Below are 24,582 nucleotides of genomic sequence, written 5' to 3'. Positions count from 1 at the left end.
GAAACCCTGGCCTACGACCCCGCCGCGAACCTGCTCGACGGCCCGAAAAACAGCACCCCGCCGGTGGTCCACAACCAGCTGTTGAGGTATCGGGACACGTCCTACCGTTATGACGGCTTCGGGCGAATGATCGAAAAACACTGCCGCCAACGCGGCCGGCAAACCTTCGCCTACGACGCCGAACACCGGCTGATCGAAGTGAAGGGCCAGAACGGCAACGTCGTGCGCATGACCTACGACCCGCTCGGCCGGCGCATCGGCAAAACCGAACACGCCCCGGAAGGCTACGAACTCGAAAATATCGCCTTCATCTGGGAAGGCCTGCGCCTGCTGCAAGAACAGCGCTATGGCCGCACCACGCTTTACGTGTACGCCGACGACGGCTACGAACCACTGGCCCGGGTCGAAAGCCAGGGCACCCACTCGATCACCCGCTACTACCACAACGACGTCAACGGCCTGCCCGAACGGCTCACCGGCAGCGACGGCGAAACCGTGTGGAGCGCGACCTTCGAGATATGGGGCCACGCCCTCCAGGAAACCCGCGACCTGGGCTACGGCATCCATCAAAACCTGCGCTTCCAGGGCCAATACCTGGACCGCGAAACCGGCCTGCACTACAACACCTTCCGCTACTACGACCCCGACATCGGCCGCTTCACCACCCCCGACCCGATCGGCTTGTCGGGCGGGATCAATCTGTACCAATATGCGCCTAACCCGGTGGGATGGATTGATCCTTGGGGGTGGAGTTGTGTCGTTATCAAGGCGCGAAGCCGACGACATGCGTACGCCCTAGCAAAAAATTATGCGCAAGTACCAAGGACTTCTTTAGGCGGGAAAAACATCCCGATTAATGACCTCTTTGATGACAGCAGAGGTAAAAACTGGATTGCGATGAAGACCAGAGGAACTAAAAAGCTGGGTAGAGAACTTCCGCATCCCGGGAAAAATGGTTATTTCGAGCACCCAGATGGCCATCCTGATGCGGGCAAACCCAACGTGCCAAAACATCATGACTCTGGACACATCCACGCCACAAATCCGAAAGGCGAAAAAATTGTATTTGTTTGGTAGGAAAATATGGAACGAATCATAGAGTATCCGCTAGAGAAAAATTATGTAGTCGAGATATCTTCGACAGAGCCAGCATTACCTGAGGGATATTGCATTTGTTACCAGTACAATGTAAACCCAGACGGGTACGGACCCTATGGTTTTGATACGGCCATGGCTAAAACTTTACTCACCAGTATTTTTGAACCGCTTCTTTATTGGAATAATACTCGTCAAAAACTCCTTGATGCAAAAATACCGCTAGGGAACGGGCTTTTTTTAATAAAGGATCAAATATATGCAAAAGAACTGGAGTATGAATTATCTAGCTACCATCAAGCTGAGGCAATAAAAAATCTTCGAAGAAAATACAGAAAAGAAACCGACGAGAAATCAATACTTGTAAAGCCATTATTACAATCCATCTCTGAAGACGGAAAAATCCCAGCATCGGTAATATCAAGTTTAGTTGCGAACAAGTGCGAATTTTTCTTGGGAAAAATAGAAATCAATACTGGAGGGCTCCATCTGGCGTTTTTTGACGTAGCAACCAAAGAGAAAATAAAATTTCATGCAAAGGCCATGGGCGTTGATTATTGCGCACTTAAATCTATAGAGGAACTAAAGGCCTGGTGAGTAATTAGAAGCGATAACGAATAGAGCATCAATCCACATAAAAAGAGACAGAAATTTTTAATGCAAAATAGCAAAATCATCAAAGCGCGGCAGTACTACTACAAATAGAATAAACAAATCAATCATCATCCAGGAACACAGCCTAGGTCATGAAAAAGCTAACGCGAGACGAGGAGGTGATCCACACTTCAACGTCAGGCCTCCAGAAGTGGATGTATTAGATTATCGTCCAGGGGGCGGACTGCATCAGGCAAGCTATTGGGAAGTATACCGAAACGGAGAGGTGCAAGGACGAATAGGACCTACAGGCTTCACCAAGTATGAAAAGATAGTTGACAGCCCCGTCTTCCTCGACGGAATTCTGATGAACGCACCTACGTAGGTGCAAATCATGGATATCAGCACGAAGATAGTTCCTAAGTATTCTCTAGGCGGGGTAGCTATCGGCGAGCAGATTGATGTCGTCGTTTCTAGGCTATCCAAAGGCTAAGCTGTACAGTGATAAATGAGGGTATGCTAACCATTTACTACGATGAAGCGGGAATAATCTCTGCTATGTCATGCAACTCTAGTTTTCACGGGAAATACTTAAATAAATTATGGCCGGGGATAACAGCTTCTGAGTTGATAAGAAACTCTAGGATGCAAGTCGCTTGGGCAGCCTATGTCAAGGTTGACAATTTAGATGGAATTGGATTGTTATTGCCCGATACTCAGGATGACTTTGAAAATCTGTTAGATGAATTTGATGTGGAACATGTTTTTGAAGAGCTATGGATATACGGCTATTAGTCGTATGGGCAAGCCTACATAGCATTTCCGTGCATGACCGACGCACATGGCCTGAGCTTTAGATAATACGGTTCCTGCAACGGCGAAACCGACCTGGGCTACGACACTTTTTCTAATACTCCCCCGAAAAAAGGGGACGGACCCCTTAAGTCCATTGACGCCGAGCTGCCAGATGAATGGGTACGGTATCGGATGCAGGCGCGAACCTGACTGATTTCGCCTTTGGTAAGCGCTGATTACTCTTCGAGCGAAACCTCTGTAGGAGCGAATTTATTCGCGAGACGTGATCATGTGTACGCCTAAGAACGTCTCGCCAACAAGTTGGCTCCTACAGGGGAGGGCTCAGCATTTTTGTGCTATCAACCCGACCAACCCCCGCCGCCAGCATCTGGGCCCATGCTTTATCCAGCGACCCCTCCAGATCAATCGCCCGGCAGGCATCCTCGATCACCCAGGTATTGAACCCCGCCGTGCGCGCATCCAGTGCCGACCAGGCCACGCAGAAATCAAGCGCCAGACCGACCACAAACACGCTGTCGATGCCTCTCTCTTTCAGATACCCCGCCAGCCCCGTGTGGGTCGTGCGATCACCTTCGATGAACGCCGAGTAGCTGTCGATTCCGATATTGCAGCCCTTGCGCAGAATCAACTGCGCATGGGGCAGGTGCAGGTCGGCGTGCAGGTCAGCGCCATGGGTGGCTTGCACGCAGTGGTCCGGCCACAAAGTTTGCGGGCCGTAGGGCAGGGCGATGCTGTCGAACGGCGCACGCCCGGCATGGGTCGACGCGAAGGAAATGTGGCCTGCCGGGTGCCAGTCCTGCGTGATCACCACGTTGCGAAATTGCGCGCCCAGGCGATTGATCAACGGCACCACCGAATCGCCATCGGCCACCGCCAGCGCACCGCCGGGGAGGAAGTCGTATTGCATGTCGATGACCAGCAAGGCGCAGCGCGGGTCCGAGCGTTGGAGGGGGAGGGATGGGGTCGTCATCTAAAGTCCTTGATGAAAATTCTTGGTGTCGGCGCGGCACTTGTGGGAGCGGATCTGTCCGCGAAGACTTACGTACATTCGATACATTTTCAGCGTCTGGAACATCGCCTTCGCGGACAGGTCCGCTCCCACGGTGGATCGACCCAGTCAGCCAAACAACCGAATCGGCGACCCCGCGTGCCACGCCTGTATGTCTTCAATCATCTGGCTAAAGAACATCCGGTAATTGTTCTCGGTCACGTAGCCCACATGGGGCGTGGCGAGCAAATTGGGCAGTGAACGGAACGGATGATCGGCTGGCAGCGGTTCCTGGCCATACACATCCAGCCCTGCGCCAGCGATTTTCTTCTGCTTGAGCACTTGCACCAACGCGTCTTCATCGACAATCGGACCGCGCGCCGTGTTAACCAGATATGCCGTCGGCTTCATCCGGTTCAGCGACTCGGCGTCCACCAGCCCCCGGCTACGATCACTGAGCACCAGGTTCACCGAAACCACATCCGACTGCTCGAACAGCTCGGCCTTGCTGACGTAGGTCACGCCATGCTCGGCAGCACGTTCGGCGGTAAGGTTTTCGCTCCAGGCGATGACCTTCATGTCGAACGCCTGGCCGTATTTGGCAATCTTCTGCCCGATGCTGCCCAACCCGACGATGCCCAGCGTCTTGCCATACAGATCGCTGCCAATGCCGATCTGCCAATTGCCGGCGCGCAGGGAGTTGGCCTCATCGACGATATTGCGGGTCACGCCCATGATCAGAGCCCAGGTCAGTTCCGGCGCAGCGAACTTGTAGCTCTCGGTGCCGGCCACTTGAATGCCCAGGCGCTTGGTCGCTGCCAGGTCCAGCGCGGCATTGCGCATGCCGCCGGTGACCAGCAATTTGAGTTTCGGCAATTGGCTGAGCAGCGCCTCATCGAAAATCGTACGTTCGCGCATCACGCAGATCACTTCGAAATCCTTTAGCCGCGCGACCATGGCTGCAGTGTCCGCAGGGAATTCATGCAGGAAACTCACTTCGCCGATGGCGTCCAGCGCGGACCAGTCCACTACGTCGCTGGCCACCGATTGCCAGTCATCGATTACTGCGATTTTCACAGGAGCAGCCTGAGTCATTTGGGAGAGGCCTCATTCAAACAAGACATTGGATTTGTGGCGCCCACACTACGCCCCGGCCTGGGTCAGTGGAACAGGGTGCATGGAGATTTCATGTGATTTTCCCCCCGCAGAACACGCCTCGCTTCAGCCAAACAATCCGGCCGCGATATTGATCGAGAAGCCAAGAATGGCTGTATTGAACACAAACCCGATCAACGATTGCGCCAGCACCACTTTGCGCAGCGCGCGGGTGGCGACACCGACATCAGAGGTCTGCACGGCGACGCTGAGGGTGAAAGAGAAGTACAGAAAGTCCCAATAATCGGGGTTCAGCTCGCCATCGGCGAAGCGCAGCGCGGGTTCTTTGCCGCGCCAGGTATAAAACAGCCGCGCGTAATGCAGGCTGAAAATCACCCCCGTGATTAGCCATGAGCCAACGATCGTAAGGCCGGTAAACGCGTAATGCAGCGCCTTGTCCCCCGGCTGCATGGCTTTCGCGCCCGATAACTCAAGAACGATGGCTGCCAGACTGGCAATCGCCGCCACGCACACCATCATCAGCACCAGCCCTGCGTTTTCGTCTTCGATCTCGGCAATGCGTTTGACGTCTTCAGCCTTGGAGCGCGAGGTACGCAGCATGATCAGCACCAGATAAATCCACACGCCAACGTTCCAGGCGATCAGACATTTGGTGATCAACGTGATGTGCGGGGCGAGAAAAGCACAAGCGATACCCGTCGCCACGCCCAAGGCAACTGCGATGGAAAGGCGAGGGTGAGTCTGGGAAAGGAGGGGCATGGCAGGCTTCGCGGCAGGGACATGCGGGCACATTAGCATGCAGCGACAGCGCAAAGAAAAACGGCGCGCAAGGGGTTACGCGCCGGTCGCCAAGTGGCAAGAATGTTGGGCTGCGAGCTGCAGGCTACAAGCGCCGGAGTCAGGGCCCTGTGCCTTTAACTTGCAGCTTGAAGCTTGAAGCTTGAGGTTTGAAGCTCCGTGCTTAACGCACCAAACACGGCGCCTTGTTGTTGAACTTCCAGTCCGGAATCAGGAACTGCATCGCGGCCGCATCGTCCCGCGCGCCCAAGCCCATGCCTTTGTACAGCTCGTGAGCTTTGGCCACCTGGTCCATGTCCAGCTCAACGCCCAGGCCCGGTTTCTTCGGCACCTGCACGTTACCGCCGACGATTTGCAGCGGCTCTTTTGTCAGGCGCTGGCCGTCCTGCCAGATCCAGTGGGTGTCGATGGCGGTGATGTCGCCCGGCGCAGCAGCCGCCACGTGGGTGAACATCGCCAGCGAGATATCGAAGTGGTTATTGGAATGTGAACCCCAGGTCAGGCCCCATTCGTTGCACATCTGCGCCACTCGCACTGAACCCTGCATGGTCCAGAAGTGCGGGTCGGCCAGCGGGATGTCTACCGATTGCAGCTGGATCGCGTGGCCCATTTCACGCCAGTCGGTGGCGATCATGTTGGTGGCGGTGCGCAGGCCGGTGGCGCGGCGGAACTCGGCCATGACTTCGCGGCCGGAGTAACCGTTTTCAGCGCCGCACGGATCTTCGGCGTAGGCCAGCACCTTGTGCTGATCGCGGCACAGGCGGATGGCTTCTTTCAACGACCATGCGCCGTTGGGGTCCAGGGTAATGCGCGCTTTCGGGAAGCGTTCGGCCAGCGCGGTCACTGCTTCGATTTCCGCATCGCCGCTGAGCACGCCGCCCTTGAGTTTGAAGTCCTCGAAGCCATAACGCTGATGCGCAGCTTCTGCCAGCCGCACCACCGTTTCCGGGGTCAGGGCTTCTTCGTGACGTACGCGGAACCAGTCGTTGTCGGCGTCTTCTTCGGTGCGGTAGGCCAGGTTGGTTTTCTTCTGATCGCCGACATAGAACAGATACCCAAGCATCTTCACTTCGTCACGCTGCTGGCCTTCGCCGAGCAGGGCGGCAACCGGCACTTCAAGGTGCTGGCCCAGCAAGTCGAGCAGGGCGGCTTCAAGACCGGTGACTGCGTGAATGGTGATGCGCAGGTCAAAAGTCTGCAGGCCACGGCCGCCGGAATCCCGCTCGGCGAAGGCGTGACGTACATCGTTGAGAATCTTCTGGTACGTGCCGATGGTCTTACCGACCACCAGCGAGCGGGCGTCTTCCAGGGTCTGGCGAATTCGCTCGCCACCGGGAATTTCGCCGACGCCGGTGTGCCCGGCGTTGTCCTTGATGATCACGATGTTGCGAGTGAAGTAAGGGCCGTGGGCGCCGCTCAGGTTAAGCAGCATGTCGTCGTGACCGGCCACCGGCACGATCTGCAAATCAGTGATGACTGGGGCGTTGCCGGTGTGCTGATTGTTTTGAGTGCTCATTGTTTAATCCTTGGCTTGGTGCTTTGACAGCTCAATCAATGGTCGGAAATCAAGGGTGCGCGGTGGTCGGAGTTCCCGAAGCGACCGGCGCAGGGTCGTGCTTTTTGGTGGTGCGAACGAAGAACACCAGCACCGCGGCGATGATCGACGTAGCAGTCAGGCCATACAGCCCGCCCTGGATCGATCCGGTGTGTTGCTCCAGCAAACCGAAGGTTGTCGGGGCGACGAAGCCGCCCAGGTTGCCCACCGAGTTGATCAGCGCAATCACCCCGGCGGCAATCCGCGCATCCAGATAACCCTGAGGGATCGGCCAGAACAGCGACGAGGCAGACTTGAAACCCATGGCCGCAAAACAGATGGCGATGAAGGCGAATATCGGCCCGCCAATGGTGGACATGAACATCCCGGCTGCAGCGATCAACAGAGCGCCGGCCACCCAGGCTTGTTGATGCTTCCACTTGGCCGACAGCGAGGCGAACCCGTACATGGCGACGATGGCGATGAACCAGGGGATCGAGTTGAACAGGCCAACCTGGATGTCCGAGAGATCGCCCATTTTCTTGATGATGCTCGGCAGCCAGAAGGTGGCGGCGTAGATGGTCAGCTGAATGAAGAAGTACATCAGGCAGAACATCAGAATCTGCCGGTCTTTGAGCAGCTTGCCGATGGACAGCTTCACTGGGCTCGCTGCTTCACGAGCCGCTTGTTCGTCGTCGATGGCCTTTGTCAGGGCGTCTTTTTCAGCCTGATTCATCCACTTGGCGTCTTGGGGTTTTGAATCCAGCCAGAACCAGACGAAGACGCACAGGAATACTGAGAACAGGCCTTCGATGAGGTACATCCACTGCCAGCCATGCATCCCGAAGCCTTCGATTTGCAGCAACAGGCCGGACAACGGACCGGAGATGACCGAGGCAAACGCCGAACCGCTGAGGAAGATTGCGATGGCCTTGCCGCGCTCAACGCCAGGCAACCAGCGGGTGAAGTAATAGATCACACCGGGGAAGAAGCCAGCTTCAGCCACACCCAGCAGAAAACGCAGGATATAGAAGTGGGTTTCAGTCTGGATGAAGGCCATGCACGCAGCGACGATGCCCCAGGTAAACATGATCCGGGTCAGCCAGATGCGCGCACCGACTTTCTGCATGAGGATGTTGGAGGGGACTTCGAACAGCGCGTAAGCGATGAAGAACAGCCCGGCGCCGAAACCGTAAGCGGCGGCACCGATGCCCAGATCGTGTTCCATGTGACTACGCACGAAACCGATGTTGACCCGGTCGATGTAGTTGACGATGAACATGATGACAAACAGCGGAAGAATGTGGCGTTTGACTTTAGAGACCGCCGATTGCAGGACGGAATCCGGGCTGTCATGCGCCCCGGTAGAGGATGCGTTCACTTTTGTTGACTCCCACTGATTATTTTTATGCGGGTTGTAGCTTGGGGTGTGTGTAACGAGGGTCATTGCCCTGTTGCCAGTCATCATACAAGTTAAGTGCTGTGTGGCAACTGAATTTGCTGGATATCCAGGTTATTTCATCGGGTTTATTTTGTACCTGTCATACAAGTTCAATGAGCGGGATGGTCTGGGTTCAAGGCTCGTATTCAGGGGGTGCCATGCTTGAGGGGTGGTGGGGGAGAGTTGAATTCTGATCGTTGTCTGACAGCAAACCCGTTTAAAAAGACAAGTTCGAGAAGGCAAGATCCGGTCGCTCATGTGCTGGGTGATATGCTCGCCGCTTCTCGACCCAGGCTTTCGGAGCCGACTCCATGCAAGACCCCACCCAAAACCTGATCCCCAAACGACGCGTCCACAGCCTGGCGACCGATCTGGTCACTGATCTCAGCCAACGCATTCTCATGGGCAAGATCGCGCCGGGGGACAAGTTGCCGTCCGAGAGCGAAATCGTCGGCCAGTACGGTGTCAGCCGCACGGTGGTGCGCGAGGCGATTTCCAAATTGCAGGCGTCGGGGCTGGTGGAAACCCATCAGGGCAAAGGCACGTTTGTGCTCCAGCGTGCAGAGCAAAGTGGCCTGCATTTGAAGGTGGAAACGGCGTTCAGCGTGCGCCATATCATCGAATTGCGCATGGGGCTGGAAACCCAGGCGGTGGCGCTGGCGGCCATGCGTCGCACCCACGAGCACCTGACTGCGATGCGCCAGGCACTGGACGATTATCAGGACCTGCTTGCCAAAGAAGACAGTTGCGTGGAGCCCGACAAGCGCTTCCATCGGCTGATTGCCGAAGCTACCGGCAACCCATATTTCGTCGAGATCATGCAGCACTTAGGCGCGACCATCATCCCGCGCAGCAGCATCGCCACCAGCGAGCGGGCTGGGGCCAACCTGACGCGGCACGCCTATCTTGCCAACCTCGAACACGAGGCCATCCTCAGCGCCATCCGCCGCCAGGACCCGGACGCGGCGAGGGCAGCCATGTGGACGCATCTGAGTAACAGCCGCGAGCGCCTTGCGCCGGTGGAGTGATCCCGCATTCCTGCAGGAGCGAACGTGTTCGCGAGGCGGTGTATCGGCACTGCAGACGGGCACGGATTTTGTGGGAGCGGACCTGTCCGCGAATGCAATCGGTCAGGCGCTGCAAATGTGTGGGATTTATAGGCCTCTTCGCGGACAGGTCCGCTCCCACGGGATTTGGACTTATATCAGATTGCTGTGGCGTCCAAAGTCTTCTGTAGGAGCGAACTTGTTCGCGAGGCGGTTTATCGGCGCTGAACATGTCCCAACGGTGCACCCACCTCGCGAACAAGTTCGCTCCTACAGATCACGGCGCAACGTGTTCCGGCGTCTTGACCAACGCCCCCGCATCGCCCAGCACCTGCACCATCACCTGGGACTGCCAGTCGTAATACGGGTTGAAGGTCAGTCGCGCAAACACTTTGCCCGGTTCCCGATGACCCCAGTCCGAATACCAGACCTGTTCGCCATTCAGGCATTTGTGCATGTCGGCCGTCTCCTGACCGTTCCAGCAAATACGCTGGGTGCCGTCCTTGCCGTACAGGGGGTTATCGGGAGAAAACATCAGGCCCATGTGCGAGAACTGAGCGATGCGGTACTGCGGCATGTAATCGTTGCGCACCAGCACCCGTGGGGTTTTCGCGGCAGGCGCCGGATTGTCGCCATACCAGATCAGACGGCTGGCCGGATGGCTGAAGCGTTGGTTGAAATTGTCCAGCACGTAGGCGGTGTTCAGTACCGAATCATGCTGGGTGATCGCCACGAACACCGGTTTGTCGTAGGTGCGCTGCTTCAAGCGTGCCTGGGCCATCAACGCGCTGCGGTAGAACTGCGCAAAACCATTGGTGGGCACGTTCAGGTACCGAACCGGCGTCTGCATCGGTCGGATGCCGTCATTGGGTTTGGCCAGCCAAGGCTTGAACCAGCCGATGTATTGGGTCACCCAGGCGTAGGTGTTTTCCGGACGAAACGCCGGAGAAAACAGCACCAGCCCGGCGATGTCATCGTGTTCATAGGCGTAATCGAGCACCAGATTGACGCCTGTCGAGAACCCGCCCAGATACACCTTCGGCACCTCGCGCGCCAGAATCTGCGTCTGTTCGCGCACCACCTGCTGCCACTGTTTGAGCGTGACATCGAGCATGTCCGAAGGCTGCGTGCCGTGCCCCGGCAGCAACACCGTGCGCACCAGAAAGCCTTGGGCGGCGAGGGTGGTGCCCACATCATTGAACGACCACGGCGAATCACCAAGCCCGTGTACCAGCAGAATTCCGCTTTTCGGTTTGCCGGCGGGCCGCCATTCGTGGGGCGCGTTCCACTCAAGCTCGACAGCGTGATCGTCGGTCTGGAAGGTGCGGTGCTGCTGCATCCACTCGATGGTTTGCTGGCGGTATTGGGCAAAACTGGACTGCCCAAGTGGCGGGCTGGTCGAGGCGCACGCTTGCAGGGCAAACAATGGCAGTAGAAGAGCCAAGCGGTTTTTTGCCAAGGTTCGGAGCGCTCCTGTCAATGAGATGGGCTGTCATCGTGCGCCTCTGAAAGCGCAGCAAACAGCGGGCTTCAGGTGTGAGAGTGGCTGCGCGCAAAATGATTCTGCCGAGCTTGTTGGCTTTTTTGCTGACCGGTAACTGGGTACAGTCGGCACTGCGAGCCCATCCTGTGGCTCGCCGCCCACATAAAGTTGGCCTGGAGACACCTCGTGTCAGATTCTCTGCACCGCTATCTGTCCCTTCACGATTTTGAGGAGGGCGCTCGCAAAATACTGCCCAAACCGCTGTTTGCCTACGTCTCGGGTGCAGTCGAGGACGGCCATTCGCTGGACGCCAATCGCCGCTCTTTCGCGCGCTATGGTTTCAAGCCCGATGTGCTGGTGGACGTATCCAGGCGTGATACCGGTGTCGAGCTGTTCGGCCATCGCTACAGCTCGCCGGTCGGGATCGCGCCGATGGGCATTTCGGCGCTCACCAGCTATCGCGGCGACCTGATCATGGCGCAGGCGGCGGCCGAAGCAAACGTGCCGTGCATCATGAGCGGGTCTTCGCTGATTCGGCTGGAGGAGGTGATCGAAGCCGCACCGCGCACCTGGTTTCAAGCGTACCTGCCGGGCAAGCAGGAACAGATAGATGCCTTGATCGCGCGAGTCGCCAGGGCGAAGGTGCAAACCCTGGTGATCACCGTTGATACGCCGGTGTCCGGCAACCGAGAAAACAATATCCGTGCAGGATTTTCGACGCCGCTGCGGCCCAGCGCTGCCCTGGCCTGGCAAGGGGTGACCCATCCGCGCTGGTTGCTCGGCACGTTCCTGAAAACGATTTTCAAACACGGTATGCCCCACTTCGAAAACAACTACGCCACCCGCGGCGCGCCGGTGCTGTCGTCCAGCGTGGTGCGAGACTTTTCCGACCGTGGGCATCTGCATTGGGAGCACCTGGCCTCGATCCGCAAGCAGTGGAACGGACCGATGGTGATCAAGGGCGTGCTCAACGCGCCAGATGTGCTGCGCTGTAAAAATCTTGGAATCGACGGCGTGGTCGTCTCCAACCACGGCGGCCGACAGCTGGACGCAAGTGTGGCGCCGCTGTTGGTACTGCCGGAAATCGTCGATGTGGCAGACGGCATGACCCTCCTGCTCGACAGCGGCGTGCGCCGCGGCACTGACGTCCTCAAAGCGCTGGCATTGGGCGCCGACGCCGTGCTCATCGGCCGCCCTTTCAACTACGCCGCCGCCATCGCCGGCCAAACGGGCGTTGCCCACGCGTTACAACTGATCACCGGCGAAATCAGCCGCGACATGGGCCTGCTCGGCGTGACGTCGGTGAAGGCGATTGAGAAGCGGCATTTGTCTGGAGGTTGAGTGCGGTCTTGCCAGCTACACGTGTAGGAGGGAGCTTGCTCGCGATAGGTATTGTCAGGCGCTAATGCCTTGTTAGTCTTGCCACCTTTCGCGAGCAAGCTCCCTCCCACTGGTCACGCGTGTGTTGGTATCGCGGGAAGTTGGGCTCTTGGCGTAGATTCAGGCATGCTTCCACCCATCCAATAAAAACCAAAACGTGCCTCCCCATGCCTATCTTCGCACCGCTCTTGCTGGACCTTCCCCATGTTCGCCCTTGATCACGCGCTGGCGCAGGATATCGTTGACCGGGCGATGGCTATTTTGCCGTGCAACGTCAATGTCATGGACTATCTGGGGATCATCATCGGCAGTGGCGAGGCCGACCGTTTGTATACGCGGCACGAGGGGGCGCAGTTGGTGTTGGCTAATAGCCGGGTGGTGGAGATAGATTCCCATACCGCCAGGCAGCTGAACGGCGTGCGGCCCGGAGTGAATCTGCCGTTGTTGCTCGAAAACAAGTTGGTGGGCGTGCTGGGCATTACCGGGGAGCCCGATGACGTGCGCGTCTACGCCGAACTGGTGAAGATGACCGCCGAGATGCTGATGGAGCATCGTCGCCAGCAGGCGGATCAGCAGTGGCGGCAGCAACGCAGCGAAGATTTATTGTCACGGCTGTTGCTCGGTGACGGCACGGACAGCTTGGTCGATGAGGCCGAAAAGCTGGGGTTGCAGCCGCAGTTGCCGCGTCAGGCGGTGTTGATCGAGGTGGCGGGCAATGCTGCCGACAGCGAAAAAATCGCCACTTGGCTGATGGGCCGGTATGCCAACAGTTGGTGCGTGGCTTGCGAGCCGTCGCTGTTGTACTGGTGTCGCGCGGCGGGCAGGGAGCGGGAGGATGCGCTGTTGTTGGAGCAATTCGACGAACAAGGCTGGTCGATCGCGCGCATGGGCACTGTCGAGCAAACGCCTGACCTGACAAGCTTGCGCCAGGCCTGTCTCGCTGCCAGGGATCTTCTGGATTACGCACGCCACATCAAACCGCAACAAAAACTGCTGCGTCTTGAAACCCATCGCCTGCCGGTGCTGTTCTGGCGGTATCGGCACGACTGGCTGGCAGGTCGTGTCGCCGAGCCGATCCAGACTCTGGCCGCGCAAACGCAGTTGCTGGACACGTTGCGTTGCTGGTTCGATTACAGCGGCGAAAGTCAGGCTTGCGCTGACGCATTGGGCATACACCGCAACAGCCTGCGCTACCGGCTGGAGAAAATTGCCGAAGTCAGCGGGTGCGATCCGTACTGCACCGATGATCTGCTGCGCCTGTACCTGGGCCTGGAAATGACCCCGCGCACTGCAAATCAGACACCAACCCTGTAGGAGCGCGCTTGCCCGCGAGGGGTCGGTACAGCCAACACATCCATTGCGCCTGATCGATAGCATTCGCGGGCAAGAGCGCTCCTACAGCTAATCTCAGCAGCTGCAAATACCTGCGCCAAGCCCCAAACTTTGTAGGAGCGCGCTTGCCCGCGAAGGGTCGGTACAGCCCACACATTCATTGCGCCTGATCGATAGCATTCGCGGACAGGTCCGCTCCCACAAAGTGAGCCATTGTGCTCAGAATCAGCGGAAGCCTGCGGCTTTAGAGGTCGGTTTTGTTCGAATGACCAACCGGGATCACACGCCCTTGTGCAGAGGGCACGGGGCAAACGCGGCCAACAATGCGAACATCGGGCATCGAACAAGGAGAACAATCATGAAAATCGTCATCGCGCCGGATTCCTTCAAGGACAGCCTCAGTGCCCAAGCCGTCGCTCAGGCCATTGCCAGCGGCCTGACCGATGTCTGGCCAGACGCAGAGCTGGTCGAGTGCCCTATGGCTGATGGCGGCGAGGGCACCATCGAAGCGGTGTTGGCAGCGTGCGGCGGCCAGTGGATGACGACTCACGTCAGCGGGCCGCTGGGTCAACCACTCGACGCCCAATGGGGCTGGCTGCCCGACACGCGTACCGCGATCATCGAAATGGCCATGGCCAGTGGTTTGCAGTTGCTGACCCTGGCACAGCGCGACGCCACGATCACCAGCACTCAGGGCACCGGCGAGCTGATTCGCGCCGCACTGGACGCCGGGGCACAACGGATCATCCTGGCTATCGGCGGTAGCGCCACCAACGACGCTGGCACCGGCATGCTCTCAGCCCTGGGCGCGCGCTTTTTGGACGAAAACGGCCAAGCGCTAACACCCGGCGGGCTGGCGCTGACCAATGTGGCGCGCATTGAGCTGGGCGATCTGGACAAGCGTTTGCGCGACGTGCAGTTCGAAGTCGCCGCCGATGTCGACAACCCTCTGTGCGGCCTCAACGGGGCGTCGCATATCTTCGGACCGCAGAAAGGCGCATCCCCCGAGCAGGTGCTGGCGCTGGATGCAGCGCTGGGGCATTTTGCCGATCAGTCGGCCAAGGCGCTGGGCAAAGACGAGCGCGACCACCCAGGTTGCGGTGCGGCGGGCGGAATGGGCTTTGCGGCCAAGGCTTATCTGAATGCGTCGTTTCGCCCTGGCGTCGAAGTGGTCGCAGATCTTACCGGGCTTGCAGAGGCGTTAGAGGGCGCTCATCTCGTGATCACTGGGGAAGGCCGTTTCGACGCGCAAACCCTGCGCGGCAAAACGCCGTTTGGTGTGGCCCGCATCGCTCAACGTACGGGCGTGCCGGTGATTGTGCTGGCCGGGACGTTGGGCGAGGGCTATGCCGACCTGTACGAGCATGGCATCAGCGCCGCTTTCGCGTTGACCAGCGGGCCGATGACGCTGGAGCAGGCCTGTCGCGATGCGGCGAAGTTGCTGCATGACCGGGCGCGGGATCTGGCGCGGGTTTGGCAGTTGGCTGCCAATTGAACTGCGCTGCGTAAGTCCCAAGACAACGCTGAAACCTGTTGGAGCGAATGGGCGGCATTGCGACTTGCCCGCGAAGCTTTTTTAATGGGGGCTCCAAGCATCGCGGGAGCCGACCATCGGCACGCTCACCCGGCCTCAATTGTCGCCCAGGCAAGCATTTCCGTTGACCTCATAACGCACGATATGGGCTGTGCCCGAGTGGTCCACGTAGCTCATTTCCACCGGCCGCACGCCGCAGAAATTAAGCATCGGGGTGTGGGTGACTTTGGCGATGTCGAGCTTGCTGCCGTAGGTGTAATCCTGCACCGGAGGCATGCTTTTCATGTCGGCGCTGGCAACGGAGGCGAAGCTGCCGAGGGCGGCCAGGGTGAGGGCGGTGAGTGTGGTTTTCAGGATCAGTTTCATGATGGGCTTCTCTTCATTTGAGGGCGGGTTACTTTCTTGAGCCCGTATGACGAAGCCGGGGCAGGGTTATTCCCTGTCCCCTGAAAATAAAACGAATGGCAAGCAAATCCGTGGGAGGGAGCTTGCTCGCGAAGTGTTATTAGCCGCACCGAAGATGCTTGGATGTACCGGCCTCTCGCGAGCAAGCTCCCTCCCGCCAAGCTCCCTTGCACCAAGCTGCTTGCGCCGCAATTTAAAGGGGGACTAACGCGCAGCGACGTTGAGCTGCATCGCCGGAATCGGGTTGCGCATTAATAGGCCGACGATCATTGCCGCCGCCAACGCGCTCAGCCCCGCCACCCACAATACCGATCCGAAGCCTGAGACAAACGCCTGCTGCGCCAGCGGCTCGATGATCAGACGCGCATGAGCATCCAGCGGTTGCAGTGCGGCCGACATGTCACCGGCGACGACCCGCGAGGCCAGGCGTTCGGCACTGTCCATCCACTGCGGTGCTACGTTTGCCAGACTTCCGTTCAGCACACGCAAGGTGTGGCTGGCAAGCAGTGCACCGTATACACCGATGGCGAGCATGATCGAACTGAAACGCATCGTCGTGCTCAGGCCTGAGGCCATGCCGGTGCGTTCGCGCGGCACGCAGGCCATGATGTTTTTCTGGGTGTCGCCGTTGAGCAGCCCTGCACCTGCGCCGGTTACCGCCATGGCCACAGCGAACGCCGGGTAACCGCCCAGGACGGTTGCCCAGGCACACAGCAGATTACCGGCGCCGACCAGACTCAACCCTAGGGCCATCATCGCCGCCGGTGACAAATGACGTGCCAGCCGAGGCCCCAATCGGGGAAGCAGCAGCATGGTGATCGCGAACGGGAGCATGCCCAGGCCCGAGCCAATGGCACTGAATCCCAGGCCGTTTTGCAGGTAAAACGGCAGCAACGTCATCATCACCTGAGCGCAGCCGGCGTAGGCGAACATGCCCAGCAGCGCGCCGATAAAGCGCGGATAGCGAAACAGCTGCAAATCGACCATAGGCCTGCGTTGCAACTGTTCAGCGAGCACGAACAACCCCAACAGCGCAGCGCCGCCGACCAGGCGAGTAAACGTCAACGGGTTTTCCCAGCCGATCCGGTTGGCTTCGATCAGGCCCCACATCAGGCACAAAAGGCTCGCGCTGAAAAACAGACTGCCCCATGGATCGAGGCGCGCGGAATGTTCGTTTCGCGATTCGCCGATATTACGCATCACGGCCCACAGCAAAACGCCGCCCACCGGTACATTGAGGTAGAAAATCCAGCGCCACCCCACCAGCTCCGCGATCAGGCCGCCCACGGTAGGCGCTGCGGTCATTGCTACGCCCATGCACGCCCCCCAGAACGCCCAGGCCTTGGCGCGTTCGGTTTCGTCGTGGAATACATGACCGATCGTTGCCAGCGCCGAGGTCAATAACAGCGCCGCGCCAACGCCTTTCACTGCGCGGGCCAGGTCCAGCAAAAGGATGTTTGGCGCCGCCCCGCAGCCGATGGACGCGACGATGAACAACACCAGCCCGCACAGCAGCATTTTCTTGCGACCAAAACGATCTGCCAGGCTGCCAGCGGGCAACAGCAGAGCGGCGAACGCCAGCATGTAGGCGCTGACGACCCATTCGATATCGGCAAAACCAGCGCTCAAGTCACGCGCGATGCAGGGCAGGGTGACGGCCACGATATTGGTGTCGAGCACGATCAACGCACACACGCCGGAGGCCGTGAGCAAGGTCATGCGTGGGCTGGGGTGTTTTGCTTGAGCGGACATGTTAGGTCTCGGCTAATCATCGGTCTTTGTAGGAGCTGACGAGCTGCCGAAGGCTGCGATACGGTTTCCCGGACACACCGCAATCGCAGCCTTCGGCAGCTCGTCAGCTCCTACAGATCTGGGCTAAACGGAGAACACAGACTATCCCCACATGGCATATGCTTTATTACCTGAGCACCGTCACTTCATTACCTTTGAGCTAATAACGTCATGGAAATCCGCCATTTTCGCTACTTCCTGGCTGTTGCCACGCACTTGCATTTCACCCGTGCGGCTGAGCAGTTGGGCATCGCTCCTCCCACCCTGACCCGACAGATTCAGGACCTGGAAACCGCTTTGGGCACGCGATTGTTTGTCCGCGAGCAGCGCGAAGTTCGGCTGACCGATGCAGGCCGGGCGTTGCAGATCGAAGCGGATCTGGCGGTGCGGCAGTTCGAGTCAGCGACCCTCAATGTCCAGCGTGCCGGCCGTGGCGAAGCGGGGCGCATTGAGTTGGGCTATGTGGCGTCGGCGGTGTTTTCCGGGGTCCTGCAGCGCCAGGTCGGGCAGTTTCGCCAGCGTTTCCCTGACGTTGATTTCACCCTCACCGAACATCTCATGCCCGCGTTGCCGCGACTGATTGAAGAAGGCCGGCTGGACGTCGGTTACATCCGCTCGCCCATGACCCTGCCCGACAGCCTTGACGCTGTGAAACTGCTGACTGAAGGTTTCGCCCTCGCGCTGCCGGACAGCTCATGGCTGTGCAAACTCAAGACCATCAACGCAGTGCATTTACAGCGCGAAACCTTCGTTCTGCCTGAGCAGATTTCCGGAACGCTGGCGGTCGCGGCCCACGGCGGTTTCGCTCCAGCCCTGGGCCCGCAGCCGGGTGGGCTGGTGTCAGTGGTGGCGTTGGTCAGCCTGGGGCAGGGCATCGCGGTGGTGCCGGAGTCGGTGGTCGATCACATCCGCCTGCCCAACGTCGTGTACCGGCGCATCGACGATTGTCAGCCCTCGTCCTATCTGTCGCTGATCCACCGGCGCTATGAAAAAGCGCCTGCAGTTGTACGGTTTATTGAGCATGTCAGGGGTTAAAACAACGTGCTTAGATCCCTGAACCAATCCAGTGAGGTGTCGGGCAATTACGCACTGACCGCACAAGTACCGCACAAGTACGCGAGCATGATTTTGCGCTTGCAGCAGCGCGTCACAAAGCTTGAAAAACCATCTAAATCCTGAACCGATCGATACAGCGACGCTGGCGCTGGCCGATCAGTGTGACTCTTCCCTGTGGCTACCGGCGTTAATTAAGGTTGCCAAACCAGGATTTGCAACGTCGGTTTGAGCGGCACGTCCACCCCCATCGCGTCGGCGAGAACGCTGTGACCGCCGGTTAGCGGGTCATAAAGCGTGGCAGTCTTGATGCCGGGAATGTTCAGGTGCGCGCGACTTTCGCTCCAGGCCATCAATACGTGGGAGCCGTCCGGGCGCGTCCATGGCACGGCGTACAAATCTTCGGGGACCGAAACTACCAGCGGCAGCGTGTCGGGACGCAACGTCGGGCCGGTGATCCGCAGGAAGTTTTGCAGTGCGTGATACACAGGTTTGGGTTCGCCCTTGAGGTCAAGCAGGCCATAGCTGCGCTCCCTGGGGCTGACCGGGCGACTGATGTCGCTGAGGCTGAACAGAAAAATCCGCTGATAATCCAGCGCACTCATCAGCGCCAGACGTCGCAGTGTGTAACTGGCCTGATTTTGCAGCCCGGCGGCTTGTTGCGTCGGCAGCGGCCCGCCGTAGCTGGACCATCCCCACTCGGTGGCCCACACGTTCTTGACTCCTGCGGTGTGCAGCAGACTGTTCATTTCGTTGGCGCGCAGCAGGAAATCCCGGTCTTGCAGCGAGTCGCCTTCTGGATAGTCGGAGTAGGGGTGGTAGGCGGCCACGATGTTCTGATCGGCCAGACCCATGTCCAGCATGCTGCGCAGTAGATTGCCGGTGCTGCCCAGCAACTGGCCGTAATAGGCCATGCCCGCGGTGACGACGTTTTTGTCGGGCACTGCATCGCGGATGGCCGTCGCGGTCAGGGTCAGAAGGCTGTAATAGGCCTTCGGATCAGCCATCGGCAGCCAGGTAATGTTCGGCTCATTCCATACCTGCCAGCTGTCGACGTCGGGGTAATACTGGCTGAGCGCGGTCATGCGTTCGGCAAAAAGGTTGAAATCCTCGGGCGGGTACTGATCGCTGTTGCTGGCGCCTGCCGGTGCGCTACTGACGAACTCGGCGGACCCGGTCAGATAGGCAAGCATGTTGTAGTGATGAGGACGGGCTGCGCTCATCGCAGCGTCGAGTGCCGCCAGGTTGTACTCGCCTTTGGCCGGCTCCAGGTTTGGCCAATTGAGCGTCCAGCGCACCCAGCTCAGACCCAGTTGATCGAGCCGGGTCATCTGTTTCTGATAGACGTCCGGAGTGAACGCGTCGAATTGCACGTTGATGCCCAGATAATCCTGCCAGTTCACCTCTCGGGGCGCCCGCAGGATGGTCTCGGCCCATGCATTGGCTGTGCAAAGTGACAGCGCGCCAATGAGCAGCGCGCGTTTGATGGGTCCCCAACTCCTGTAAGGCATCAACATCACTCCCTTGCGGGCCAGATCGCCATTGCAGCGTGAATATCCGGCCCGTCAGCTTGTCACCTCAGGCTTTGACGGCATCCGGTACGCGGCCATATATATCGGTGAAGCGCACAATGTCGTCTTCACCAAGGTATTCGCCGCTTTGCACCTCGATCATCACCAGATCAATCACGCCCGGATTGATCAGGCGGTGGGTATGCCCCGGCTTGATGAAGGTCGATTCGTTGGTGTCGAGCATGAACTCGCGATCGTTATTGCTGACCAGCGCCATGCCGCTGACGACAATCCAGTGTTCGCTGCGGTGGTGGTGCATTTGCAGCGACAGCGATCCCTGGGGCTTGACCACGATGCGCTTGATCTTGAAGCGCTTGCCTTCTTCGAGCACGGTGTAGGTGCCCCAAGGGCGGGTGACGGTGTTGTGCAACAGATACGCCGGATGACCCTGACGCTTGAGTTCCTGGGCGATGACTTTGACTTCCTGGGTGCGCGAAGCGTCGGCAATCAGCAGCGCGTCCGGGGTGTCGATGATGATCAGGTTGTCCAGGCCCACCGCGCCGACCAGGCGTTTTGGCGAATCGATGTAGCAGTTGGTGACGTCGTGCAGCACGGTCTGGCCGTTGCACTGATTGCCTCGTTCGTCGCCGAGGGTCAGTTCGCGGATGGCCTGCCACGAACCGATGTCGCTCCAGCCCAGCTCACAAGGCACGACCGCTACTTTCTGCGAGCGCTCCATCAACGCGTAGTCAATCGAGATGTCCGGGACGAGGGCGAAACTGGTGCTGTCGAGCTCCATCTGCAGTTCGTTCTTGCCTTCTTTGCTCGTGCATTGCGCCAGGCAATGCTGGACGGCCGCCAGTACATCGGGCGCGTGAATGTCCATTTCACTGAGCAGCACGTCGACCCGCATGCAAAACATTCCCCCATTCCACAGGTGCAGCCCGCCGCTGACATATTCCTCGGCGGTCTGGGCGTTGGGTTTCTCAACAAAACGAGCCACCTGAAACGCCTGGCCGTTGAGCGACTGGCCCTTTTCGATGTAACCGAATCCGGTTTCAGGTTTGGTCGGTTTCAAGCCGAACGTCACCAGCCAGCCTTCCTCAGCCAGGGCGCGGGCACTTTCAACGGCGGCACTGAACGCTTGGAGGTCTTCGATCAGGTGATCGGCGGGCAGGATCAGCAATTGTGCATCGGAGCCGTAGCGCGACTGAACGTGCAACGCGGCTGCCGCCACGGCCGCGGCAGTATTGCGACCGAACGGTTCAAGCAGGAAGTCCAGCTGCACTTTGCTTTTGTTGAGCAAACGGTAGTCGTCGACGGTGCGGAAATAAACTTCCCGATTGGTCACCGTCAGCAGGCTTTCGACATCGGGCAGCCCGGTGGCGCGCATGAACGTTTTCTGCAGAAGGCTTTCACCGTCTGGAAGCCGCATGAAAGGTTTAGGCATGGCCTCACGGGAAACAGGCCATAGTCGGGTGCCGGCGCCGCCAGCAATAATGCAGGGAATCAGGGTGCCCATCGTATAGCCTCGCGAAAAATACGCACTGCACTGGCAGTGCTGGAGAGAGTGTAAAGATCGAAGCAGATGGACCCATGTTGAATACGCTCAAGATCCCCACCGTCATTCAAGACAGCACGGCTCGGCAAAGGCTTGTTGATCCGGCGCAACCGCATACAGACATCCTCATTTCTTCAATCCGTGAATGCATGATTGGCTGTTGAATTCGGCAATTTTGTTATCAAAAGTCAATAAAATGACTTTTTAGCCTAAGAATCCCGTTTAAGCCAATAATTTGTCGATTAAGCACATTCTTGCGAAATATTTCAATGCCCCGAACCCTCTCGGAATCATTTTTTTAACAGCACAACGCGTTCCAACGCCCACTTCTGACTGAAATGCACTGCAAATGGGTAGTCGCAGCATCCAGCGTAATAGGTGCAAGGCAGTACTACAGCCGCCAATGATGGTAGTCAAAGGCTTCAAGTCGGGCCTTTGCGCTGATTCACGGTATTTGTCTGCGCGAGGCAATTTGCGCCTGTGCCGTCTGTCGCTTCGCGTGGGGCAAAAGTTTTTTGAATAACGTCTGGCTTTTTCCTACACGCATGCGGTCAAACTCTCTCGCATTGAATCGGCTTGCATTGAACCGGACAGCTAAGAGGGACAGACATGACAGAGCGCAGGGCTATTTTGATTCTTCACGGTAAGCAGGCGCTTAACGAGGAAGTGCGCAGCGCGGTGGAAAAAAAGCGCCAGCGCGGTTGGCAGCTGGATGTGCGGGTGACGTGGGAAGCGGGCGATGCGCAACGGCTGGTGAAGGAAGCCTTGGCTGATGGCCATAAACAAATCATTGCTGGCGGCGGCGACGGCACATTGCGCGACATCTCCGAAGCCTTGGCGCTGGCCGAAGCTGACGCCAGCCTGACGATATTGCCGCTTGGCACTGCCAACGATTTCGCGCGCTCGGCCGGAGTGCCGCTGGAAGTCGAAAAAGCCCTGGATCTGCTGGATGTGCCTGCGCACCCGGTCGACATCGGCGATGTGGACGGGCACCTGTTCCTGAACATGGCCACCGGCGGTTTTGGCAGTCAGGTGACCGCCAACACTTCCGAAGACCTGAAAAAAATTCTCGGTGGCGCCGCGTATCTGTTCACCGGCTTGTCACGCTTTAGCGAACTGCGGGCCGCATATGGCGAACTCACCGGCCCGGATTTCCACTGGAAGGGCGATCTGCTGGCATTGGGCATCGGCAACGGTCGTCAAGCAGGCGGCGGTCATCCCTTGTGCCCCACGGCGCTGGCTGACGATGGTTTGCTGGACATCAGCATTTTGCCTGCGCCCCAGGAAGTGGTCGGCACCCTGAAAAGCCTGCTTGAAGGCGGTCTCGGGTTTGAAAACCTGTTTATCCGGGCCCGCCTGCCCTGGGTCGAGCTCACGTCCACCGAGGGGCTGGATATCAATCTGGACGGCGAACCGCTGCGCGGCGAGAAACTGCGGTTCGAAATCAGGCCGGCTGCACTGCGCATACACCTGCCATCGCATTCGCCGCTGTTGAGTCAATCGGCGCGACTCAATCGTCCAGACTGATGATCTGCTCGCGTACGCAGAACAGCACCAGCCCGGCGACGTCGTAGATCTGAAGGCGTTTCATGATCTGCGACCTGTGGGTTTCAACGGTCTTGATACTCAGGCTCAAGCCGCTGGCTATTTCCCGGGTGGATTTACCGCGCACCACCAGGCGCAGAATCTCCAACTGGCGAGCCGTGAGGTTGTGGGTTTCCACCGGCTCGACCTTGGCCGCTTGAGCGCCGTGGAGTGCCTGATTGATCACGGTATGAGCGATGGCGGGGCTCAGGTAGCGCTCGCCATTGCGCAACGCGTCCAGCGCCTGCTCGATTTCAGTGGCCGTCGCATCCTTGAGCAGGTAGCCATGGGCGCCTCCCTCAAGGGCCCGCATGATGATATGCGGCTCAGTGTGCATCGACAGGATCAGCACCCTCGTATCGGGCAGGGCCTTGTTCAGCCGTTCCAGTGCATCGAGGCCGTTGCCGTCTCTCATCGAAATGTCGAGCAGGATGATGTCCGGCTTGAGGTCTTGGGTGAGTTCCAGCAATTGCTCGCCATGAGCCGCCTCGCCAATCACCGCGTAGCCGGGAATATCCGAGACCAGCGCGCGCACGCCCGCCCTGATCAGTGCGTGGTCGTCGACTAACAGAAGATTGCAGATCATGAATGCTTGCTTATGTCAGCGCGTTCCCGGGCGCGGGGTGCCCAAGGAAATAACGCCTGAATGTGGGTGCCTTCGCCGGGCGCACTGTGGATGCTGAACGTGCCGCCAATCAACGCTGCCCGCTCCGACATACCCGCCATGCCACGCTGGCCCTGTTCGGCAGGATTGAGCGCGGGCGCAAAGCCGCGTCCATCATCGCAAATGCTCAAGGCCAAGCCATCGGCGCGACGCTGCAGTCGCACCACCAGGTTATTGGCGTGGGCGTGGCGCAAGATATTGGTCACCGCTTCCTGGGTAATGCGAAACGCTGCAACGGCCATCTCCTCCGGAATGCCGGACAGACGTTGCTGGCATTCCAGGCTCCACAACATCTGCGTATCGGCCAGGGTGCGCAGCAGATGCGCACGCAGGCTGGCCTCCAGACCCATGCTCGTCAATTGCCGGGGGTTGAGAATGGCCGAAACATCGCGCACCTTCGCCAGCGTCTCGTCCAGGGTGCTGTTGAGGGTGACCCAGTTGGGCTGTAGCTGTTCGGGTATTCGTCGTTGCAACCAATCGCTTTGCAGCTTGGCCGCAGTCAGCATCTGGCCAATGTCGTCATGCAGTTCGCGGCTGAGCCGATGGCGTTCGGTTTCTTGAACCTGAAGCATGTGATCTGCCAGTTCCTGCGGCTGAAACTGGATTGAGCGTCCCAGCCGCCTCTGCGCGTACCAGACACTCAGGAATGCCAGCAGATTGAGCGTCAGCAAGCTCAGCGGTAGCGCGCTTGCCGCCAGATACAGCGCTGCGTCGCACGCCATCGCGCCGACACTGAGTACAGCAGCCAGCCGCCAGGCATTTTTCGTGCTCGGCGGCCATAACTTGAAGGGTTTGTTGCTGGCGTGCATAGGAAATGTAGCCATCGAGTGTCTATTTGGCGGGCGCCGATGTTACC

General features: G+C 58.7%; 22 protein-coding genes. 10 read left to right on the top strand and 12 right to left on the bottom strand.

Annotated elements, in window-relative coordinates:
• From ACWKV9_RS15015 to ACWKV9_RS15000, 4 genes are all read left to right on the top strand, one after another.
• Positions 1-1,077: RHS repeat domain-containing protein (locus ACWKV9_RS15015; protein ID WP_483836893.1), on the top strand; the 1,077-nt coding region annotated here is incomplete at its 5' end.
• A 153-nt stretch (positions 1,078-1,230) separates the two neighbouring features.
• Positions 1,231-1,692 carry a hypothetical protein gene (locus ACWKV9_RS15010; protein WP_483836892.1) on the top strand — a complete coding sequence of 154 codons (462 nt, stop codon included), beginning with the start codon at positions 1,231-1,233 and terminating at the stop codon, positions 1,690-1,692.
• A 67-nt stretch (positions 1,693-1,759) separates the two neighbouring features.
• Positions 1,760-2,074: an HNH/endonuclease VII fold putative polymorphic toxin gene (locus tag ACWKV9_RS15005; protein WP_483836908.1), complete on the top strand. Its 315-nt coding sequence runs from the start codon at positions 1,760-1,762 to the stop codon at positions 2,072-2,074.
• Positions 2,075-2,205: 131 nt separating this feature from the next.
• Positions 2,206-2,484 (top strand): hypothetical protein, encoded by a 279-nt coding sequence (locus ACWKV9_RS15000; protein WP_483836891.1) that lies wholly within the window; start codon positions 2,206-2,208, stop codon positions 2,482-2,484.
• Positions 2,485-2,812: 328 nt separating this feature from the next.
• Here the strand turns inward: ACWKV9_RS15000 and pncA are convergent, their stop codons facing one another.
• The 5 genes from pncA to ACWKV9_RS14975 form a co-directional block, all read right to left on the bottom strand.
• Positions 2,813-3,475 (bottom strand): bifunctional nicotinamidase/pyrazinamidase, encoded by a 663-nt coding sequence (gene pncA, locus ACWKV9_RS14995; protein ID WP_483836890.1) that lies wholly within the window; start codon positions 3,473-3,475, stop codon positions 2,813-2,815.
• A 147-nt stretch (positions 3,476-3,622) separates the two neighbouring features.
• Positions 3,623-4,588, bottom strand: coding sequence for a D-2-hydroxyacid dehydrogenase family protein (locus tag ACWKV9_RS14990; protein WP_483836889.1), 966 nt, complete (start codon positions 4,586-4,588; stop codon positions 3,623-3,625).
• A 126-nt stretch (positions 4,589-4,714) separates the two neighbouring features.
• Entirely contained in the window at positions 4,715-5,368 is a 654-nt protein-coding gene (locus ACWKV9_RS14985; RefSeq protein ID WP_483836888.1) for a DUF1345 domain-containing protein, read from the bottom strand.
• 202 nt (positions 5,369-5,570) lie between these two features.
• A complete protein-coding gene (gudD, locus tag ACWKV9_RS14980) occupies positions 5,571-6,923 on the bottom strand; it encodes a glucarate dehydratase (RefSeq protein WP_483836887.1) in 1,353 nt (450 codons plus the stop codon).
• A gap of 49 nt (positions 6,924-6,972) precedes the next feature.
• Positions 6,973-8,322, bottom strand: coding sequence for an MFS transporter (locus ACWKV9_RS14975; protein WP_483836886.1), 1,350 nt, complete (start codon positions 8,320-8,322; stop codon positions 6,973-6,975).
• A 371-nt stretch (positions 8,323-8,693) separates the two neighbouring features.
• Here ACWKV9_RS14975 and ACWKV9_RS14970 point away from each other — a divergent pair, with 371 nt between their 5' ends.
• Positions 8,694-9,410, top strand: coding sequence for a FadR/GntR family transcriptional regulator (locus ACWKV9_RS14970; protein WP_483836885.1), 717 nt, complete (start codon positions 8,694-8,696; stop codon positions 9,408-9,410).
• A gap of 295 nt (positions 9,411-9,705) precedes the next feature.
• On the opposite strand, the gene ACWKV9_RS14965 is transcribed toward ACWKV9_RS14970, so the two are convergent.
• Positions 9,706-10,845: an alpha/beta hydrolase gene (locus ACWKV9_RS14965; RefSeq protein ID WP_483836907.1), complete on the bottom strand. Its 1,140-nt coding sequence runs from the start codon at positions 10,843-10,845 to the stop codon at positions 9,706-9,708.
• Between the two features lie 252 nt (positions 10,846-11,097).
• Here ACWKV9_RS14965 and ACWKV9_RS14960 point away from each other — a divergent pair, with 252 nt between their 5' ends.
• The 3 genes from ACWKV9_RS14960 (at position 11,098) to ACWKV9_RS14950 (ending at position 15,118) form a co-directional block, all read left to right on the top strand.
• On the top strand, positions 11,098-12,252 hold the full coding sequence (locus ACWKV9_RS14960) for an alpha-hydroxy acid oxidase (protein ID WP_483836884.1): 1,155 nt from the start codon (positions 11,098-11,100) through the stop codon (positions 12,250-12,252).
• Between the two features lie 243 nt (positions 12,253-12,495).
• Positions 12,496-13,605: a sugar diacid recognition domain-containing protein gene (locus ACWKV9_RS14955; protein WP_483836883.1), complete on the top strand. Its 1,110-nt coding sequence runs from the start codon at positions 12,496-12,498 to the stop codon at positions 13,603-13,605.
• 376 nt (positions 13,606-13,981) lie between these two features.
• Positions 13,982-15,118, top strand: coding sequence for a glycerate kinase (locus ACWKV9_RS14950; RefSeq protein WP_483836882.1), 1,137 nt, complete (start codon positions 13,982-13,984; stop codon positions 15,116-15,118).
• 135 nt (positions 15,119-15,253) lie between these two features.
• On the opposite strand, the gene ACWKV9_RS14945 is transcribed toward ACWKV9_RS14950, so the two are convergent.
• On the bottom strand, positions 15,254-15,523 hold the full coding sequence (locus ACWKV9_RS14945) for a DUF2790 domain-containing protein (RefSeq protein ID WP_483836881.1): 270 nt from the start codon (positions 15,521-15,523) through the stop codon (positions 15,254-15,256).
• Positions 15,524-15,766: 243 nt separating this feature from the next.
• Positions 15,767-17,314: an MFS transporter gene (locus ACWKV9_RS14940; RefSeq protein WP_483836880.1), complete on the bottom strand. Its 1,548-nt coding sequence runs from the start codon at positions 17,312-17,314 to the stop codon at positions 15,767-15,769.
• Between the two features lie 210 nt (positions 17,315-17,524).
• Here ACWKV9_RS14940 and ACWKV9_RS14935 point away from each other — a divergent pair, with 210 nt between their 5' ends.
• A complete protein-coding gene (locus tag ACWKV9_RS14935) occupies positions 17,525-18,388 on the top strand; it encodes a LysR family transcriptional regulator (RefSeq protein ID WP_483836879.1) in 864 nt (287 codons plus the stop codon).
• A gap of 212 nt (positions 18,389-18,600) precedes the next feature.
• Here the strand turns inward: ACWKV9_RS14935 and ACWKV9_RS14930 are convergent, their stop codons facing one another.
• On the bottom strand, positions 18,601-19,923 hold the full coding sequence (locus ACWKV9_RS14930; protein ID WP_483836878.1) for a cellulase family glycosylhydrolase: 1,323 nt from the start codon (positions 19,921-19,923) through the stop codon (positions 18,601-18,603).
• A gap of 61 nt (positions 19,924-19,984) precedes the next feature.
• Positions 19,985-21,439 carry a mannose-1-phosphate guanylyltransferase/mannose-6-phosphate isomerase gene (locus tag ACWKV9_RS14925; RefSeq protein WP_483836877.1) on the bottom strand — a complete coding sequence of 485 codons (1,455 nt, stop codon included), beginning with the start codon at positions 21,437-21,439 and terminating at the stop codon, positions 19,985-19,987.
• A 648-nt stretch (positions 21,440-22,087) separates the two neighbouring features.
• Between ACWKV9_RS14925 and yegS the strand changes: the two genes are divergently transcribed.
• Positions 22,088-23,005, top strand: a complete 918-nt coding sequence (gene yegS, locus ACWKV9_RS14920) for a lipid kinase YegS (protein WP_483836876.1) — start codon at positions 22,088-22,090, stop codon at positions 23,003-23,005.
• Here the strand turns inward: yegS and ACWKV9_RS14915 are convergent.
• The gene (locus tag ACWKV9_RS14915) at positions 22,989-23,648 is read right to left on the bottom strand and encodes a response regulator (protein ID WP_483836875.1); all 660 of its coding nucleotides are present in this window, start codon (positions 23,646-23,648) and stop codon (positions 22,989-22,991) included. The genes yegS and ACWKV9_RS14915 overlap by 17 nt on opposite strands.
• Positions 23,645-24,535, bottom strand: coding sequence for a sensor histidine kinase (locus ACWKV9_RS14910; protein ID WP_483836906.1), 891 nt, complete (start codon positions 24,533-24,535; stop codon positions 23,645-23,647). Before ACWKV9_RS14910 ends, ACWKV9_RS14915 begins: the two co-directional genes overlap by 4 nt.
• Positions 24,536-24,582 lie beyond the last annotated feature (47 nt).

Source organism: Pseudomonas corni (assembly GCF_057128765.1).
Note: the sequence above shows the minus strand (reverse complement) of the source record. Positions and strands in the feature narration are given on the sequence as shown.

Coding starts and splice junctions, on each gene's coding strand:
- ACWKV9_RS15010 (WP_483836892.1), top strand. CDS start 1,231: ATGGCTAAAACTTTACTCACCAGTATTTTTGAACCGCTTCTTTATTGG.
- ACWKV9_RS15000 (WP_483836891.1), top strand. CDS start 2,206: ATGCTAACCATTTACTACGATGAAGCGGGAATAATCTCTGCTATGTCA.
- pncA (WP_483836890.1), bottom strand. CDS start 3,475: ATGACGACCCCATCCCTCCCCCTCCAACGCTCGGACCCGCGCTGCGCC.
- ACWKV9_RS14990 (WP_483836889.1), bottom strand. CDS start 4,588: ATGACTCAGGCTGCTCCTGTGAAAATCGCAGTAATCGATGACTGGCAA.
- ACWKV9_RS14985 (WP_483836888.1), bottom strand. CDS start 5,368: ATGCCCCTCCTTTCCCAGACTCACCCTCGCCTTTCCATCGCAGTTGCC.
- gudD (WP_483836887.1), bottom strand. CDS start 6,923: ATGAGCACTCAAAACAATCAGCACACCGGCAACGCCCCAGTCATCACT.
- ACWKV9_RS14970 (WP_483836885.1), top strand. CDS start 8,694: ATGCAAGACCCCACCCAAAACCTGATCCCCAAACGACGCGTCCACAGC.
- ACWKV9_RS14955 (WP_483836883.1), top strand. CDS start 12,496: ATGTTCGCCCTTGATCACGCGCTGGCGCAGGATATCGTTGACCGGGCG.
- ACWKV9_RS14950 (WP_483836882.1), top strand. CDS start 13,982: ATGAAAATCGTCATCGCGCCGGATTCCTTCAAGGACAGCCTCAGTGCC.
- ACWKV9_RS14945 (WP_483836881.1), bottom strand. CDS start 15,523: ATGAAACTGATCCTGAAAACCACACTCACCGCCCTCACCCTGGCCGCC.
- ACWKV9_RS14940 (WP_483836880.1), bottom strand. CDS start 17,314: ATGTCCGCTCAAGCAAAACACCCCAGCCCACGCATGACCTTGCTCACG.
- ACWKV9_RS14935 (WP_483836879.1), top strand. CDS start 17,525: ATGGAAATCCGCCATTTTCGCTACTTCCTGGCTGTTGCCACGCACTTG.
- ACWKV9_RS14930 (WP_483836878.1), bottom strand. CDS start 19,923: ATGTTGATGCCTTACAGGAGTTGGGGACCCATCAAACGCGCGCTGCTC.
- ACWKV9_RS14925 (WP_483836877.1), bottom strand. CDS start 21,439: ATGGGCACCCTGATTCCCTGCATTATTGCTGGCGGCGCCGGCACCCGA.
- yegS (WP_483836876.1), top strand. CDS start 22,088: ATGACAGAGCGCAGGGCTATTTTGATTCTTCACGGTAAGCAGGCGCTT.
- ACWKV9_RS14915 (WP_483836875.1), bottom strand. CDS start 23,648: ATGATCTGCAATCTTCTGTTAGTCGACGACCACGCACTGATCAGGGCG.
- ACWKV9_RS14910 (WP_483836906.1), bottom strand. CDS start 24,535: ATGCACGCCAGCAACAAACCCTTCAAGTTATGGCCGCCGAGCACGAAA.